A 14,283-nucleotide genomic window follows, 5' to 3' on the forward strand; every position below is an offset into this window, starting at 1 on the left:
TCCTATTGCTCCGAGGCGAACGCGGCTAATAGCGACAATTTGTCGATAAATCGTTGACGTTAGTAAAAACTGCGCATAGGCTTTCCCGGTGGCATCATGAGGCGCACCCGGAAAGCATCCGGCAAGCCAAACGCAAAATAAAGAGGGGATTCCACGATGACGTTTACCAGACGGACTCTCATGGCAGGTGCCGCGGCCGTTGCCTTCGCCGCCGGGACCATGACCGCCGCTTTCGCCGAAACCAAGTGGGACATGCCCACGCCTTATGGCGACAACAACTTCCACACGATGAATATCGCCGAATTTGCCGAAGACGTCGGCGAGGCGACCGGCGGATCGCTGACGATACAGATCCATTCCGCAGGTTCGCTCTTCAAGCATCCGGAGATCAAGAACGCCGTGCGCAAGGGCCTTGCGCCGATCGGCGAGGTGCTGATTTCGCGCCTTTCCAACGAGGATCCGATCTTCGGGCTCGATTCCGTGCCCTTCCTGGCAACCTCCTATGACGATGCTAAAAAGCTTTACGACGCCTCGCGCCCGCTTCTTGAGAAGAAACTGGAAGAGCAGGGGTTGCAGCTTCTTTTCGCCGTGCCGTGGCCGCCGCAGGGCATCTACGCCAAGAAGGAAGTGAAGTCGCTCGACGACCTGAAGGGCGTCAAGTTCCGCGCCTATAACGCCGCGACCGAACAGATCGCGCAGCTTGCCGGCGCCGTTCCGACACAGGTCGAGGTGCCGGACATCCCGACCGCCTTTTCCACCGGCCGGGTGGACGCCATGATCACCTCGCCTTCCACGGGCGCCAACACTAAAGCCTGGGACTTCCTCTCCCACTACCACGACACCCAGGCGTGGCTGCCCAAGAACATGGTGATTGTCAACAAGGCAGCCTTCGATGCGCTTTCCGAAGACGAGAAAAACGTCGTGCTGAAGGCCGCGGCGGAAGCGGAAACGCGCGGCTGGGAAGCCTCAAAGGCCGAAACGGCGGACAAGACCAAGGTACTCGCCGACAACGGCATCACCGTTGTCGATCCGAGCAACGAACTGATGGGCGGCTTCGCCGAAATCGGCGCGACGATGGTCGAGGAATGGAAGGCCTCGGCCGGCGACGAGGGCGCTGCCGTGATCGACGCCTACAGAAACTGATCGACAAAGGGCCGGTTTCCAGAACCGGCCCTTTTGCTTGCGGAGCTTGACCCGCCCGGTCGCACGCTCGAAATAGCGCGCGAGTGGCGGGGCGGCTATCCCGAATTCCAAACCTCCGATTGGTCGAGATGCGCCCGATACTCACCCGCGTCTACGCGCTTGCCGAAATGATGGCGGCAAGCTGCCTCGTCATCATCGCGGCTCTCGTGCTTTTGCAGGTCATGGGCCGCATTGCCGATGGCACGCTCAAGTTCCTCGGCTTCGAGGCCGTCGGCTTCCTCGTGCCGTCACTGGCCGAAATCGCGGGCTTCCTGCTCGTCGGCGCATCTTTCCTGGCGCTCGCCTCCACTTTGCGCCACGCCGTTCATATCCGCGTGTCGCTGGCGATATCCCATGCGCCGGCAGGCCTCAGGAAGGTCATGGAAACGCTGGTGCTGGTGCTTGGGCTCGCGCTGATCGGCTACTTCTCCTGGTATGCCGTGCTGCTCTCGCTCGACAGCTACCAGTTCAACGAGCTTTCCTTCGGCATCATCCCGATCCCGCTCTGGATACCCCAGGCCGTCATGGCGCTCGGGCTGATCGTTTTCGCGGTTTCCATTCTGGACGACCTGATCGTCCAGCTTTCCGGCGGTACGCCGAGCTATGTGCTTGCCGAACAGGGCAAGGGCATCGAGGGGGCGGACTGATGGATCTTTCGCTTTTCGCACCGCTTCTCGGCGTTGTCCTGCTTGTCTCGCTCGCGCTCGGGCTCTGGGTGTCGGTGGCGCTTGCCGCCTGCGCGCTGTTCGCCATGTATTTCGTTTCCGCCCCGTCGGGTCCGGTGCTGATGACGACCGTTTGGGGGGCCGCGAACTCATGGGACCTTACCGCGCTTCCCATGTTCATCTGGATGGGCGAAATCCTGTTTCGCTCCAAGCTGTCGGAAAACATGTTCGCAGGCCTTTCGCCCTGGATGCGCAACCTGCCGGGCAGGCTATTTCATGTGAACATCATCGGCTGCGGCATCTTCGCGGCCGTTTCCGGTTCCTCCGCCGCCACCACGGCGACCATCGGCAAGATGGCGCTGCCCGAACTTCTTAAACGCGGCTATGACGAGCGGCTTGCCATCGGCACGCTTGCGGGTTCCGGCACGCTGGGCCTGCTCATTCCGCCATCGATCATTCTGATCGTCTACGGGGCTGCGACCGAACAGTCGATCGCGCGGCTTTTCATCGCCGGTGTCTTGCCGGGCGCCATGCTCTGCCTCTTGTTCATGGGCTACGTTATCGCGTGGTCCCTCATCAACCGTGCGAAGATGCCGGAAGCCGACCCCGCGATCCCCTTCATGGAGCGGCTTATCGCGACACGCGGCCTGCTGCCGATCATATTGCTGATCGTCGGCGTCATCGGCTCGATTTACGCAGGCCTTGCCGCGCCGACGGAAGCGGCCGCCGTTGGCGTGCTGTTGTCACTGTTCCTTTCCTGGTGGTACGGCACGCTGACGAAGGCAAGCTTCACCGATGCGCTGCTGGGCGCGACGCGCACCTCCTGCATGATCGCCTTCATCTTGGCGGGTGCTGCGATGCTCACCGTCGCCATGGGTTTTACCGGCATTCCGCGTGAGCTTGCCGGGTGGATCGGTTCGATGAATCTTTCGCCTTACGCGCTGCTGGCCGCGCTTACGCTATTCTTTATCGTGCTCGGCTGCTTTCTCGACGGCATTTCGGTCGTGGTGCTCACCACCTCCGTGATCCTGCCGATGGTGGAGGCCGCCGGCCTCGACCTGATATGGTTCGGCATCTACCTCGTGCTCGTGGTGGAGATGAGCCAGATCACGCCGCCGGTCGGTTTCAACCTCTTCGTGCTGCAGGCGATGACGGGGCGAAACATCTTCCAGATCGCGCGCATGGCGCTGCCCTTCTTCCTGATCATGATCCTGGCGGTCGCGCTGATCGTCGCCTTTCCGGGGTTGGCGACCTGGCTGCCGCAAACGATGCTCTCCAATTGACGGGGGATACCATGCCTAAGGAAGGGGCCGGAACGGGAGAGGCAGGCGGCGCGACGACAGTAGGGCCGGTCGTTTCCGCCGCACATCTGGCGTCCGGCGCGATGCCCGCGCTCTCGGAAGTGGAATTCGCCGTTACGATGATGGTGAACGCCTATCACCGCTGGATGGTGCGCTGCATGGCAGCCGCTGGAGCAGCGGGCATGAGCCCGCTCGACACGCTGGTGCTGCATACCGTCAACCACCGCGACAGGCCGAAGACGTTGGCCGACATCTGCCTCGTCCTCAACATCGAGGACACCTATACCGTGACCTATGCGCTCAAGAAACTGGAGAAGGCGGGGCTCGTGAAATCCGGCAAGCGGGGCAAGGAAAAGACGGTGGAGATCACGGCTGACGGTGAGAAGATCTGCATGGAATACCGCCGCTTGAGGGAGGCGCTGCTGGTCCAACCCGTCAAGGGGCTCGGTATGGACGAGACGGAACTTTCAAAGCTCGCCGCAACGCTGCGCTCCGTTTCCGGGCACTATGATCAGGCGGCGAGAGCTGCGGCGGCGATGTAATCGCGAGCACGCTTGTCGTGCCGCCTTGCCAATCTCCCGTGACCTAACGATACTTTCTTCCGGTTGAAACCGGGGAGAGGCGCATGAACGAGCAGGTGAACGGGTTGATCGACCGGGTGGTCGAGCTGGTGGCTCTTTATGGGCTGAAGGTGATCGGTGCCATCGCGATCCTTGTCATCGGTCTTTTCATCGCCGGCAGGATCGCGGCCTTCACCAGAAAGGGTCTCGCCCGCTCAAGCGTCGACCCGATGCTGCAGGGCTTTTTTTCAAGCCTGGTGAAATACACCGTACTTGCCGTCACGGTGATCGCCGTTTTGAACCAGTTCGGCGTGCAGACGGCGAGCCTCATCGCCGTTCTGGGTGCCACGGGCCTTGCCATCGGCCTTGCGCTGCAGGGAACGCTTTCGAATGTGGCCGCCGGTGTGATGCTGCTGCTGTTCCCCCCCTTCAAGGTGGGCGATTACATCGAGGTCGCGGGCCAGGCGGGAACGGTGAAAGACGTCTCGCTCTTCACTTCGGAACTGGCGACGCCCGACAACGTGCAGATCATCGTTCCGAACGGTCAGGTCTGGGGGGCGTCCATCGTCAATTATTCCTACCATCCAACGCGCCGTCTCGATCTTGCGCTCGGCATTGCCTATGAAGACGATATCGGCAAGGCGAAGGCGGCAGTCGAGGATCTGATCAAGGCGGACAGCCGCTGCAAGGCCGATCCGGCGCCGCTGGTCGCGGTTTCGAACCTTGGCGAAAGCTCGGTCGACTTCGTCATCCGCATCTGGTGCGAGGCTGGCGACTACTGGGACCTCAAGTGGGACATGACGCGGGCGGTCAAGGAGCGGATGGACGCCGAAGGCATCACCATTCCCTATCCGCAAAGGGTGGTGCATCGCTTGGCCGATGCCGCCGAATAGGCTCTCGGCTTTCTTGTCCGTTGAACGAGTGCGGCCGGGACGTCCCGGCCGTCGTCATTTGAGAGGGTGCTGCCATGTCGAGTGAGAAGACCCGCAAGGAAACGGATTCCATGGGGGCGGTAGAAGTGGCCGCCGACAAATACTGGGGTGCGCAGACAGAGCGCTCGCTCCATCATTTCGCCATCGGCCGCGAGATCATCCCGCTTGAAGTCGTCCATTCGCTGACGCTGATAAAAAAGGCGGCGGCGCGCGCGAACGCCGATCTCGGCAAGCTCGACAAGGAGCGGGCCGACCTCATTGTCGCAGCCGCCGAGGAGGTGCTTTCGGGCAAGTTCGACGATCAATTCCCCTTGCACGTCTGGATGACCGGGTCGGGCACGCAATCGAACATGAACGTCAACGAGGTGATCTCCAATCGGGCGATCGAGATGGCGGGCGGCGTGATGGGTTCCAAGGACCCGGTTCACCCCAACGACCATGTGAACATGTCCCAATCCTCCAATGACGTTTTCCCGACCGCAATCAACGTGGCCTCGGCGCGGATGATCGCGGACCGCCTGATCCCGGCGGTGAAGGTGCTGCGCGACGCGCTTGACGAGAAGGCGGAGGTCTGGGCCGATATCGTCAAGATCGGCCGTACGCACATGCAGGATGCCGTGCCGATGACCCTCGGCCAGGAGATTTCGGGCTACGTCGGCATGCTGGACGATAACGTGGAGCGGCTGGAATTTGCGCTTGGCGGGCTGATGAAGCTCGCCATCGGCGGAACGGCGCTCGGCACCGGCGTCAACGCGCCGAAGGGTTTCGGCGACAAGGTGGCGGATTATCTGGCGAAGGATACCGGGCTGCCCTTCGTCTCGGCGAAAAACAAGTTCACCGTCATGGGTGCGCATGACGCCATGGTGATGGCCTCGGGCACCCTGCGCACGCTTGCCGTCTCGCTCCACAAGATCGCAAACGACATCCGCCTTTTGTCCTGCGGGCCGAGAGCGGGTTTCGCGGAGATCGAACTTCCCGCGAACGAGCCCGGCTCCTCCATCATGCCAGGCAAGGTGAACCCGACGCAGTGCGAGGCGCTGGCGATGCTTTCTGCCCAGGTCATGGGTCTCGATGTCGCGACGGGCATCGCGGGTGCCGGCGGCATGCTGGAGATGAACGTCTACAAGCCGATGATGGGCTATAACGTCGTCGAAAGCGCGCGCATGCTGGCCGACGGCATGCTGGCCTTCACCGAGTTCGCGGTCAGGGGAATGACGGCGAACGAGGCCCGGATCGAAAGGTTCGTCGAGGAATCGCTGATGCTGGTGACGCCGCTTGCCCCCGTGATCGGATACGACAAGGCCTCGGAAATCGCCCATCACGCCCATCACCACGGGATGACGCTTCGCGAGGCGGCTCTCGACCTTGGCCATGTCTCCGCGGAGGAATTCGATCGGGTCGTCGTGCCCGCGAATATGACGGGACGGGACTGAACCTCGAATTTGACCATTACGGTCGAGGAAGTTAAGAGCCGGATGGTCATCGTCCGCGTCGAGATTCGATTGCGGCCAACCCCGACCGGTTACGAGAAGCGGTCCCCGGCATGAACATCTGGTCAAGGATCAGCGCGGTCGTTCAGCAGATTTCCGCCGGCGGCGCGGGGATCGTCGACCGTATCGTGCAATATGTGGCGACCATGGGCGACGGCCGGGAAGGGCGGCGATCGATCGCCTTCACCGTCGCGATGATCGCGCTTTCGGCGAAAATGGCGAAAGCCGACGGCGTGGTGACGGGGGATGAAGAGATCGCCTTCCTCGAGTTGTTCGAAATTCCGAAGGGCGAGGAAAAGAATGTTGCCCGCCTCTTCAATCTGGCCAAGCAGGATGTTGCAGGATACCGCACATACGCGGAACGGATCGCGAGCCTCTTTCCGCAGGACAGCGAAACGCTGACGGATATTCTCGACGGGCTCTTTCACATAGCCAAGGCGGACGGCGTGGTACATGAGGCGGAAATCGCCTACCTCGGCGATGTCGCGGAAATCTTCGGGCTGGACAAGCGAGCCTTCAACCAGATCCTCGCCCGGCATACCCGTGGCGGAGGCGACCCTTATGTGGCGCTCGGCATCGACAGGCAAGCGAGCGACGCTGAGGTGAAGGCGCAATATCGCCGCCTCGTGCAGGAAACACACCCCGACCGGCTGATCGCGCGCGGCGTGCCGGAGGAGTTCGTGAAGATCGCCAGCGACCGTCTTGCCGCGCTGAACGATGCCTACAGGCAAATTTCGGCCGAACGGAGGATATGACGGCAATGGCGGTGAAGACCGATACGTCGCTGCTGGCGCGGCTGCAGCCTTCGCCGAACCACAGTGAACGGCGCGGCGATGCGCCGGTCGACATGATCATTCTTCACTATACGGGCATGCAGTCGGGCGATCTCGCGATCCGACGGCTTTGCGATCCGCGCTCGGAGGTTTCGGCGCATTATATCGTCGACGAGGACGGCACGATCCTGCAAAGCGTGCCAGAGGCGCGGCGCGCCTGGCACGCCGGCAAGGCTTTCTGGAAGGGCGAGAGGGACATCAACTCCCGCTCCATCGGCATTGAGATCGTCAATCCGGGCCACGAATTCGGCTATCGCGCGTTTCCCGATGCCCAGGTGGCGGCAGTCACCGGACTTTGCCGCGATATATGCCAGCGCCACGGTATCCCGCGTGAGCGGGTGCTTGCCCATTCAGACGTCTCACCGGATCGCAAGGAAGACCCGGGAGAACTGTTCCCCTGGGCGCGGCTTGCGGGTGAAGGCGTGGGACACTGGGTGGAGCCTGAACCGACCGGAAGCGGGCGCTATTTCCAGGAAGGCGAAGAGGGTCAGCCTGTCGAGGCGCTGCAATCCATGCTCGGGCTCTACGGCTACGATATCGCCGTGACCGGTGTGTTCGACCGGAAGACGGTCCATGCGGTGACGGCGTTTCAGCGGCACTTTCGCCCGGAACGCGTGGACGGCATTGCCGACATGTCGACGATCGCCACCTTGCACCGCCTGCTTTCGGCGCTTCCCAGGCTCGGCTGACAAGGCTGAATGAACCTTGGCGGTGTCGGAATTTCGTCAATGCTGCGATGCAGCATCGCCATATATGCGGCGATCTCGCCATATTTGATGCTTTGACCGGCATGAATGTGACGAAAACCTGGCAAATACCTTTTGTTTTTGTAACATTTCGTGATTTGAAGCGCCGGATTTTGGTCTCAGACGGCCTTCATACCCCGCGGCCTCAGATCAGCAAAAATTGAAAAAGGTCGTCTGAATGAATTCTACACGACGCGCGGTCCGCGCCGCCGCGGTGGTTATGCTTGCGCTTTCCGCAGGCGCCTGCCAGTCGGCGCAAATTTCCACCACCACCGTCAACCCCGCAATCCTTGAAAATGCAAGGGCTGCGAAATACGACGAAATGATCCGCACGAGTGCGAAGAAGCATGGCGTCCCGGAGGAACTGGCACATGCCGTCGTACAGGTGGAAAGCAACTATGACCCCAAGGCGCGCGGCAGCGCCGGCGAAGTCGGGCTCATGCAGATCAAGCCCGCCACGGCGCGCGGCGTTGGCTACAAGGGCTCCACGAAAGGCCTTTACGACCCGAAGACTAACCTGGAATACGGCATGAAATATCTTGCCGGCGCACATGAAAGAGCTGGCGGCGACCTTTGCGGGACGATCTTGCGCTATAACGCCGGCCACTACGCCAAGCGCATGAACCCCGTGAGCAGGAACTATTGCTCCAAGGTCAAGCGAATACTGTCCTCAAGCTGATGCGATGCCGGCCCATTCCGTTATTTCGCCTGGGCCGGCACGCCTCTCCGTTGCGTCCGGCGGTAATGACGCGAGCGCCCATCAGCCTTCGAGCGATCCGGCGGCAAGGTCGGCAAGCCGCCGGGACATGTGATCTTCCTCGCCGCGCAGGCCTTCGATCATGCCGATACGATCGGCATCCGAGCGGTGCTGGTTGAGTTTCCATGATCCCTCAAGCCGCTCGACGGAAAGCCTTACCCCCACGATCCCGCGAGACAGGGCCGGGATGAAGCCGTCGGGCGCATCTTCCAGCGACCACGGGTCGCTCCGCCCCGCCTCATTCCTGTCCGTCAACTGCGCTAGGTGGTCGAGAAGCTGCGGCGGTTCATCGATCGCGCTCAAGCTCCCATGCGCATGGACCGCGACATAGGCCCATGTGGGGACGACCTTTCCGGATTCGCGCTTCGTCGCGTACCAGGACGGCGAGATATAGGCCTGAGGACCGTGAAAGACGGCGAGCGACGGCATGGGCCCTTCGAGCGCGCGCCAATGCGGATTACCCCGCGCTAGATGCCCCTCCAGCCGTACCCCTTCATCGTCTTCGACAAGGATCATGGGCAGATGGGAACAGAAGATCTCGCCGTCCGCCGGCGTAACCAGCATTGCGAAATGAATGTCGCGTATCGCGCCTTTCAGGACTTCGGGGCGTGTTTCGCGGGATGTTTCGCGTGTGTACATCTGCATGCTCCGTTTCGCGGTGCCTGATCTGGAAACTTTAGTTTTCCCGCAGCCCGATTTCGCATTAAGGTTGAAATGTATTTTGATCAATAGATAAGCTAAGGGCATTTGATGACTGAGGCACAAAAAGAGAAAATCAAATTGACGTCGGGTTATTTGAACATTTGCGCTGCCGGTCTTACCGTTACCGGTGGATTTGTTCCAATACTCAACATCGTGTACCTTGGACAAAACGGTGGCATTGAAGCGAACTGGCCGACGATCTATTTATCTATGTGGGTCATGGTATTGGGCTTTTCGCTTCATGTGATCGGCCGTAATGCACTGGGAAGGCTGGACGATGAGTGAATTCATCAATTTCATCAATGAAAACGACCGGTTCGTTCTCTTTGCCTGGCCTTTAGTCTTTGTGCTTCTGGTCGGTGCCGCATCGATTATTGTGAACAAATACTCCAATGGCCACGGTTCGCCTCACAATAAGCCCCACAAGTCGACAGACGGATTGTGACAGAATTCCTTGAGAATGAAGGAAGCCAAACCCGGTGAGCGGGTTAGTGCGCTGGCTTTGGGGCGATGCACGCTGTCTCAGCGCAGCTTCCGCGCCGCCGCGGCAAGCGAAGCGGGTATTTCGGTGCCGGGCGCCAGCCTGTTGTCCTCGACCGGCGCGCCGATGGCCGTCGTGACCGGCACGACTCCAGCCCAGACGGGAAGCTGGTAATCCTCATCGTCGTCGACCGGCGGGCCTTGGCGGATCTTTGCGCTGGCAGCCTCGATATCAAGCGCGATGACGCCGGTCGCCTTCAATTCCTTTTCCGTCATCGGCCTCGCTTCTTCCCAACGCCCCGGCAGAAGATGCTCGGTGATCAGGATCAGGGCCTCTTCCTTCTCCGCCCGGTCGCTCACATGGCGCGCCGTGCCGTGAATGACGGCCGAGCGATAATTTATCGAATGGTGGAAGGCGGAACGGGCGACCACGAGACCGTCGACATGGGTAACGGTCAGGCAAAGCGGCGCCGTCTCGTCGATCCGCTTGATAATCCTTGTTGCCTTTGCGCCATGCAGATAGATCGTGTCGCCCTTCCTGGCGAAGATCATCGGGATGACCATCGGCCGGCCGTCGGAGACGAAGCCGACATGCGCGGTGATCGCAGCGTCAAGAATGGCGTCTATCGCCGCCCGGTCGTAGTCCGCGCGTTTGGTGTTTCGCACGCGGGCGAAAGGCGGCTTCAGCCTTGCGGCGGTGTTCATGTCACGTGTTTCTCCTGTTGTTCGCTGGCAAAATGTGCCATGAACTGGTTCCATTGAAGGTCCAGTTTACGGGATTTGGAGAAGACCACTTGATGCTTGCCGGCATTTTGGATCTGGACAGGGGCGCGGGGCTGCCGCTACCCGAGCAGATTTACCGGAAAATCCGCGCCGCCGTGGGCGAGAGACGCCTTGCCGCCGATGCGCCGCTGCCTTCGAGCAGGGAGCTTTCCCGACAGCTTGGCGTATCGCGCAATACGGTGAACGCGGCTTATGAGCTGCTGGCGGCGGAGGGCATCATCGCTGTAAAGCCCGGTGCGCGCCCGCGTGTTGCGGAACTGGGCGCGCTCGATGTGGCGCAGCGCGAGCTGCAGGCGAAAACCCGTGCGCCGAAGATTTCAAGCCGTGGCGAACATTTGTGCCGGGACGTACGCAGCGATGCCTACGCGGATCCGCTGCTTCGGCAAGGCCGGCTGCAGCCCGGCGCTCCGGCAGAGGACTGTTTTCCGCGTGACGACTGGGCGAGGGCGCTCAGGCGTGCCGCCCGCCATGTTTCCGGCGGAGCGCTGCTTTATGAAGATTATGCGGGCTATCCGCCGCTAAGACGCTCGCTTGCGGAGTATCTGACGCGCGAACGCGGGGTGCGCGCGAAGCCGGAGCAGATCCTTCTTCTGCCCACCGCGCAGGGCTGTCTGCATTTGCTGGCGCAGATCCTGAGCGAGCCGGGCGATTGCGCCTGGCTGGAGGAGCCGGGCTATCTGGGCGCCCGCGCGGCTTTCGCATCCGCTGGGCTCAGGATCGAGCCATTGCCCGTCGACAGCGAGGGCGCAGATCCTTCCCGCGTAGAAGGTAGCGAGCCTGCGAAACTGATCTATGTCACGCCGTCGCATCAATATCCCTACGGCTATCGTATGTCGCTGGAACGCAGGCTGCAGCTAATAGACCGGGCGCGCGAGGCCGGCGCGCTTATCCTTGAAGACGACTACGACAGCGAATTCCTTTTTTCCGGCCGGCCAATCGCCGCGCTTCAGGGCCTTGGAAGCGGCGATGAGGTGATCTATCTCGGAACCTTCGCCAAGAGCATGCTTCCCGGCCTTCGCATCGCCTATATGGTCGTGCCTGAAAACCTGACCGATAGGATCGCGATAGCGCAGCGAAATTCGGGTCTGCTCGGCAATGTCCACACGCAGGCCGCCCTTGCCGATTTCATCGAAAGCGGCCACTACCGCGCCCATCTGAAACGCATTCGCGAGACTTACGAGGCACGCGGACGCTTGCTTGTGGAGCGCCTTCGCGAAGGCCTTGGAAACAGAATTTCGGTGGATTTTCCGGTTGGCGGCATTCAGCTGGTCGCGCGCCTGCCACCCGATGTGGACGATCGGGCGGTTGTCCAGCAAATGGTGTCGAAGGGCTTCATGCTCGCCGCTCTTTCGGGCTATGGCCTCAAAGCGCGCCTCAACGGGCTTGTGATCGGCTTCGCCGATGCAAGCAAAGCGGATATAGATGCCGGCGTTAAAGCGCTCGCTGAGGCGGTCGGCACCGGATGAAGCCGTTCGGTGGCGCGAAGTACCTTGACGCGCTATCAGCCTGAAACTACCTGTCTCTTGCCAGCCGGCTGGACGGCCGCTCCTGCTAGCGCGGAAACGCCGCGGGGGAGGAAAGTCCGGACTCCATGGAAATACGGTGCCGGGTAACGCCCGGCGGGGGCAACCCCAGGGAAAGTGCCACAGAAAGCAAACCGCCCCGCACACGCCGAAAGGCGCCGGGGTAAGGGTGAAAGGGTGGGGTAAGAGCCCACCGCGCGACCGGTAACGGAAGCGGCACGGTAAACCCCACCGGGAGCAAGACCGAATAGGGGCGGCGCGGGTTCGCGCCCGGCCGATTTCCAGGCCAGCCGCCCGGGTAGGTTGCAGGAGGCGCACGGTAACGCGCGTCCCAGATGAATGGCCGTCACGCAGGCGGGAAACCGCCGGCCATACAGAATCCGGCTTACAGGCCGGCTGGCATCAAATTTCCGAATTCGTCAATTGGTTGCAGCGGGTTGACGCCGCTTCAAGGGGTGGCTTCCGGAGTTTCTGAAGTTCCGTAACGAAAGGTTTGCGCGCTCGAACCGCCGCGGAAAGGCGTGTCGAAGAGCCGTCGCGGCTGGAAACCCAATCTTAAGCTTAATTGTGCATAACCGGTTTACGGCGTGGAAACCATGCCGAGGAGGGGGCGCAAACCATTGGATTCCATTGACGCCCATGCTTGCCCATGTTATCCCAAGATATCCCAGGACGTAACGAAGTAAGCAAGGCGCCATGGCGCCGGGGATGGCCGAAGCGGCGCCCGCGCTGGCGGGCGTGTTGCATTCAATTCGCGGCTTCTTCGTATCGGCCGGAGGGAGATATCGGGCGCCAGGCGACAGACGCCGGGCGATGGGGCGAGGAGTTCGATGGCCGGCTTCGTGTCGCATTACACCAATCGACTCGACGCGAAGGGCCGTGTCTCCGTTCCTGCTCCCTTTCGCCAGGAGCTCACGCGCGACGGTTTCGAGGGGCTTTATTGTTTTCCTTCGCTGTTCCAGCCGGCCGTGGATGCGGGCGGCCACAAGCTCGTCGACCAGATACAGCGGCGCCTGGAGGGCTTCGACACGCTGACGCTCGATCACGACGCGCTGTCGACCGCGCTCTATGGGGCGAGCGAAACGCTGAAGATCGACGGCGACGGCCGGGTGATGCTTTCCGATATGATCCGCGAGCACGCAGGCGTGAAGGACAAGGTGACATTCGTCGGTCAGGGCTACAAATTCCAGATTTGGGAACCGGAGCGCTTCCGTGCCCATCAGGCGGAGGCCATGAAACATGCGCTTGCCGTTCTCGGCGGCAAGCCGGCCGTGACCGAGGCTGCGAAATGATCGCGCCGGCCGAAAACGGGGCGAGCGGCCCCGTAAACGAAGCCCCGCATGTGCCGGTCATGCTGGCGGAGGTCGTTTCCGCCCTTTCTCCGCAAAAGAATGAGACGATCGTGGACGGCACCTTCGGGGCTGGGGGGTACACGAAGGCTATCCTTGAAGCGGGCGCCAATGTCATCGCCATCGACCGCGACCCGCACGCCATTGCCGCGGGCCAGGCGCTGGTCGAGGCCGTGGGTGGCAGGCTCAGGCTCGTCGAGGGGCGGTTTTCCAATCTGGAGAGCCATCTGGAAACGCTCGGCGAAAATGCTGTCGACGGTGTCGTGCTCGACCTCGGTGTCTCCTCCATGCAGCTCGATCAGGCCGATCGGGGCTTCTCGTTCCGCTTCGACGGGCCGCTCGACATGCGCATGGGACAGCATGGGCCAACGGCGGCGGATGTGGTCAATCATCTACCGCAGAAGGATCTCACCAGGGTTATCGGATTGCTCGGCGAGGAAAAGCGCGCATCGGCGGTTTCCTCAGCCATAGCCCGGCGCAGAACGGACCAGCCGTTCGAGCGCACGGCCGATCTTGCCGCCGTGGTGGAAAAGGTTGTCGGGCGTTCGCCCAAGAAAGCACAGATCCACCCGGCCACGCGCACGTTCCAGGCGCTCAGGATCTACGTCAACGGGGAACTGGAGGAAGTGGCCGAGGCGCTTGGCGCGGCTGAGCGGGTGTTGCGCCCCGGCGGGCGCCTCGTCGTCGTCACCTTCCACAGCCTCGAGGATCGCATCGTCAAGCGCTTCCTCGCCGAACGGACGCGTACGCGTGCCGGCGGTTCCCGGCACATGCCGGAGCAGGAGGTGCCGCCGCCGACGTTCGAACTGGTGGTCAAGGGGGCCCGGGAACCGGGTGAAGACGAAATCCGCCGCAACCCGCGTGCCCGCTCAGCGCGCCTCAGGGCAGGGCGCAGGCTTGATGCGCCGGCCCGCGGGACCAACGCCGAGGCGCTGGGCGTGCCGCGTCTGGCAGATATTTCAGGCTTGAGGGGATGAGGC

At 61.8% G+C, this 14,283-nt stretch carries 16 protein-coding genes and 1 other RNA gene; 15 read left to right on the plus strand and 2 right to left on the minus strand.

The window, feature by feature from the left end; genetic code table 11:
- Positions 1-156: 156 nt before the first annotated feature.
- The 9 genes from HPQ64_RS08955 (at position 157) to HPQ64_RS08995 (ending at position 8,388) form a co-directional block, all read left to right on the plus strand.
- The gene (locus tag HPQ64_RS08955) at positions 157-1,143 is read left to right on the plus strand and encodes a TRAP transporter substrate-binding protein (protein ID WP_172888003.1); all 987 of its coding nucleotides are present in this window, start codon (positions 157-159) and stop codon (positions 1,141-1,143) included.
- Between the two features lie 128 nt (positions 1,144-1,271).
- Positions 1,272-1,829, plus strand: coding sequence for a TRAP transporter small permease (locus HPQ64_RS08960; protein ID WP_172888004.1), 558 nt, complete (start codon positions 1,272-1,274; stop codon positions 1,827-1,829).
- Positions 1,829-3,130: a TRAP transporter large permease gene (locus HPQ64_RS08965; RefSeq protein ID WP_172888005.1), complete on the plus strand. Its 1,302-nt coding sequence runs from the start codon at positions 1,829-1,831 to the stop codon at positions 3,128-3,130. Before HPQ64_RS08960 ends, HPQ64_RS08965 begins: the two co-directional genes overlap by 1 nt.
- Before the next feature lie 11 nt (positions 3,131-3,141).
- Positions 3,142-3,690 (plus strand): winged helix DNA-binding protein, encoded by a 549-nt coding sequence (locus HPQ64_RS08970; RefSeq protein ID WP_210260138.1) that lies wholly within the window; start codon positions 3,142-3,144, stop codon positions 3,688-3,690.
- Between the two features lie 83 nt (positions 3,691-3,773).
- Entirely contained in the window at positions 3,774-4,601 is an 828-nt protein-coding gene (locus HPQ64_RS08975; protein ID WP_172888006.1) for a mechanosensitive ion channel family protein, read from the plus strand.
- A 74-nt stretch (positions 4,602-4,675) separates the two neighbouring features.
- Complete coding sequence (gene fumC, locus HPQ64_RS08980) at positions 4,676-6,073, plus strand: class II fumarate hydratase (protein ID WP_172888007.1); 1,398 nt, start codon at positions 4,676-4,678, stop codon at positions 6,071-6,073.
- A 110-nt stretch (positions 6,074-6,183) separates the two neighbouring features.
- Positions 6,184-6,885 (plus strand): J domain-containing protein, encoded by a 702-nt coding sequence (locus HPQ64_RS08985; protein WP_172888008.1) that lies wholly within the window; start codon positions 6,184-6,186, stop codon positions 6,883-6,885.
- 5 nt (positions 6,886-6,890) lie between these two features.
- Entirely contained in the window at positions 6,891-7,652 is a 762-nt protein-coding gene (locus HPQ64_RS08990) for an N-acetylmuramoyl-L-alanine amidase (RefSeq protein ID WP_172888009.1), read from the plus strand.
- Positions 7,653-7,887: 235 nt separating this feature from the next.
- Positions 7,888-8,388 (plus strand): lytic transglycosylase domain-containing protein, encoded by a 501-nt coding sequence (locus tag HPQ64_RS08995; RefSeq protein ID WP_172888010.1) that lies wholly within the window; start codon positions 7,888-7,890, stop codon positions 8,386-8,388.
- Positions 8,389-8,469: 81 nt separating this feature from the next.
- Here HPQ64_RS08995 and HPQ64_RS09000 read toward each other — a convergent pair whose 3' ends face one another.
- Positions 8,470-9,105 carry an FMN-binding negative transcriptional regulator gene (locus HPQ64_RS09000; protein ID WP_172888011.1) on the minus strand — a complete coding sequence of 212 codons (636 nt, stop codon included), beginning with the start codon at positions 9,103-9,105 and terminating at the stop codon, positions 8,470-8,472.
- Between the two features lie 111 nt (positions 9,106-9,216).
- Between HPQ64_RS09000 and HPQ64_RS09005 the strand changes: the two genes are divergently transcribed.
- Positions 9,217-9,453: a hypothetical protein gene (locus HPQ64_RS09005; protein WP_172888012.1), complete on the plus strand. Its 237-nt coding sequence runs from the start codon at positions 9,217-9,219 to the stop codon at positions 9,451-9,453.
- The gene (locus HPQ64_RS09010) at positions 9,446-9,613 is read left to right on the plus strand and encodes a hypothetical protein (protein WP_172888013.1); all 168 of its coding nucleotides are present in this window, start codon (positions 9,446-9,448) and stop codon (positions 9,611-9,613) included. Before HPQ64_RS09005 ends, HPQ64_RS09010 begins: the two co-directional genes overlap by 8 nt.
- Before the next feature lie 77 nt (positions 9,614-9,690).
- Here HPQ64_RS09010 and HPQ64_RS09015 read toward each other — a convergent pair whose 3' ends face one another.
- Positions 9,691-10,353 carry a pyridoxamine 5'-phosphate oxidase family protein gene (locus tag HPQ64_RS09015; protein ID WP_172888014.1) on the minus strand — a complete coding sequence of 221 codons (663 nt, stop codon included), beginning with the start codon at positions 10,351-10,353 and terminating at the stop codon, positions 9,691-9,693.
- A 92-nt stretch (positions 10,354-10,445) separates the two neighbouring features.
- Between HPQ64_RS09015 and pdxR the strand changes: the two genes are divergently transcribed.
- The 4 genes from pdxR (at position 10,446) to rsmH (ending at position 14,280) form a co-directional block, all read left to right on the plus strand.
- On the plus strand, positions 10,446-11,897 hold the full coding sequence (gene pdxR / locus HPQ64_RS09020; protein ID WP_172888015.1) for a MocR-like pyridoxine biosynthesis transcription factor PdxR: 1,452 nt from the start codon (positions 10,446-10,448) through the stop codon (positions 11,895-11,897).
- A 60-nt stretch (positions 11,898-11,957) separates the two neighbouring features.
- Positions 11,958-12,358: RNase P RNA component class A (gene rnpB / locus HPQ64_RS09025), an RNA gene on the plus strand.
- A gap of 426 nt (positions 12,359-12,784) precedes the next feature.
- Positions 12,785-13,246 (plus strand): division/cell wall cluster transcriptional repressor MraZ, encoded by a 462-nt coding sequence (gene mraZ, locus HPQ64_RS09030; RefSeq protein ID WP_172888016.1) that lies wholly within the window; start codon positions 12,785-12,787, stop codon positions 13,244-13,246.
- On the plus strand, positions 13,243-14,280 hold the full coding sequence (gene rsmH, locus HPQ64_RS09035) for a 16S rRNA (cytosine(1402)-N(4))-methyltransferase RsmH (RefSeq protein ID WP_172888017.1): 1,038 nt from the start codon (positions 13,243-13,245) through the stop codon (positions 14,278-14,280). The genes mraZ and rsmH overlap by 4 nt, the downstream gene beginning before the upstream one ends.
- Positions 14,281-14,283 lie beyond the last annotated feature (3 nt).

Origin of the sequence: Hongsoonwoonella zoysiae (genome assembly GCF_013266695.1) — a bacterium.
Classification (GTDB): domain Bacteria; phylum Pseudomonadota; class Alphaproteobacteria; order Rhizobiales; family Stappiaceae; genus Hongsoonwoonella; species Hongsoonwoonella zoysiae.

Excerpts from the sequence above, each read along its gene's own strand:
- HPQ64_RS08955 (WP_172888003.1), top strand. The coding sequence starts at position 157 with ATGACGTTTACCAGACGGACTCTCATGGCAGGTGCCGCGGCCGTTGCC.
- HPQ64_RS08960 (WP_172888004.1), top strand. The coding sequence starts at position 1,272 with ATGCGCCCGATACTCACCCGCGTCTACGCGCTTGCCGAAATGATGGCG.
- HPQ64_RS08965 (WP_172888005.1), top strand. The coding sequence starts at position 1,829 with ATGGATCTTTCGCTTTTCGCACCGCTTCTCGGCGTTGTCCTGCTTGTC.
- HPQ64_RS08970 (WP_210260138.1), top strand. The coding sequence starts at position 3,142 with ATGCCTAAGGAAGGGGCCGGAACGGGAGAGGCAGGCGGCGCGACGACA.
- HPQ64_RS08975 (WP_172888006.1), top strand. The coding sequence starts at position 3,774 with ATGAACGAGCAGGTGAACGGGTTGATCGACCGGGTGGTCGAGCTGGTG.
- fumC (WP_172888007.1), top strand. The coding sequence starts at position 4,676 with ATGTCGAGTGAGAAGACCCGCAAGGAAACGGATTCCATGGGGGCGGTA.
- HPQ64_RS08985 (WP_172888008.1), top strand. The coding sequence starts at position 6,184 with ATGAACATCTGGTCAAGGATCAGCGCGGTCGTTCAGCAGATTTCCGCC.
- HPQ64_RS08990 (WP_172888009.1), top strand. The coding sequence starts at position 6,891 with ATGGCGGTGAAGACCGATACGTCGCTGCTGGCGCGGCTGCAGCCTTCG.
- HPQ64_RS08995 (WP_172888010.1), top strand. The coding sequence starts at position 7,888 with ATGAATTCTACACGACGCGCGGTCCGCGCCGCCGCGGTGGTTATGCTT.
- HPQ64_RS09000 (WP_172888011.1), bottom strand. The coding sequence starts at position 9,105 with ATGTACACACGCGAAACATCCCGCGAAACACGCCCCGAAGTCCTGAAA.
- HPQ64_RS09005 (WP_172888012.1), top strand. The coding sequence starts at position 9,217 with ATGACTGAGGCACAAAAAGAGAAAATCAAATTGACGTCGGGTTATTTG.
- HPQ64_RS09010 (WP_172888013.1), top strand. The coding sequence starts at position 9,446 with ATGAGTGAATTCATCAATTTCATCAATGAAAACGACCGGTTCGTTCTC.
- HPQ64_RS09015 (WP_172888014.1), bottom strand. The coding sequence starts at position 10,353 with ATGAACACCGCCGCAAGGCTGAAGCCGCCTTTCGCCCGCGTGCGAAAC.
- pdxR (WP_172888015.1), top strand. The coding sequence starts at position 10,446 with ATGCTTGCCGGCATTTTGGATCTGGACAGGGGCGCGGGGCTGCCGCTA.
- mraZ (WP_172888016.1), top strand. The coding sequence starts at position 12,785 with ATGGCCGGCTTCGTGTCGCATTACACCAATCGACTCGACGCGAAGGGC.
- rsmH (WP_172888017.1), top strand. The coding sequence starts at position 13,243 with ATGATCGCGCCGGCCGAAAACGGGGCGAGCGGCCCCGTAAACGAAGCC.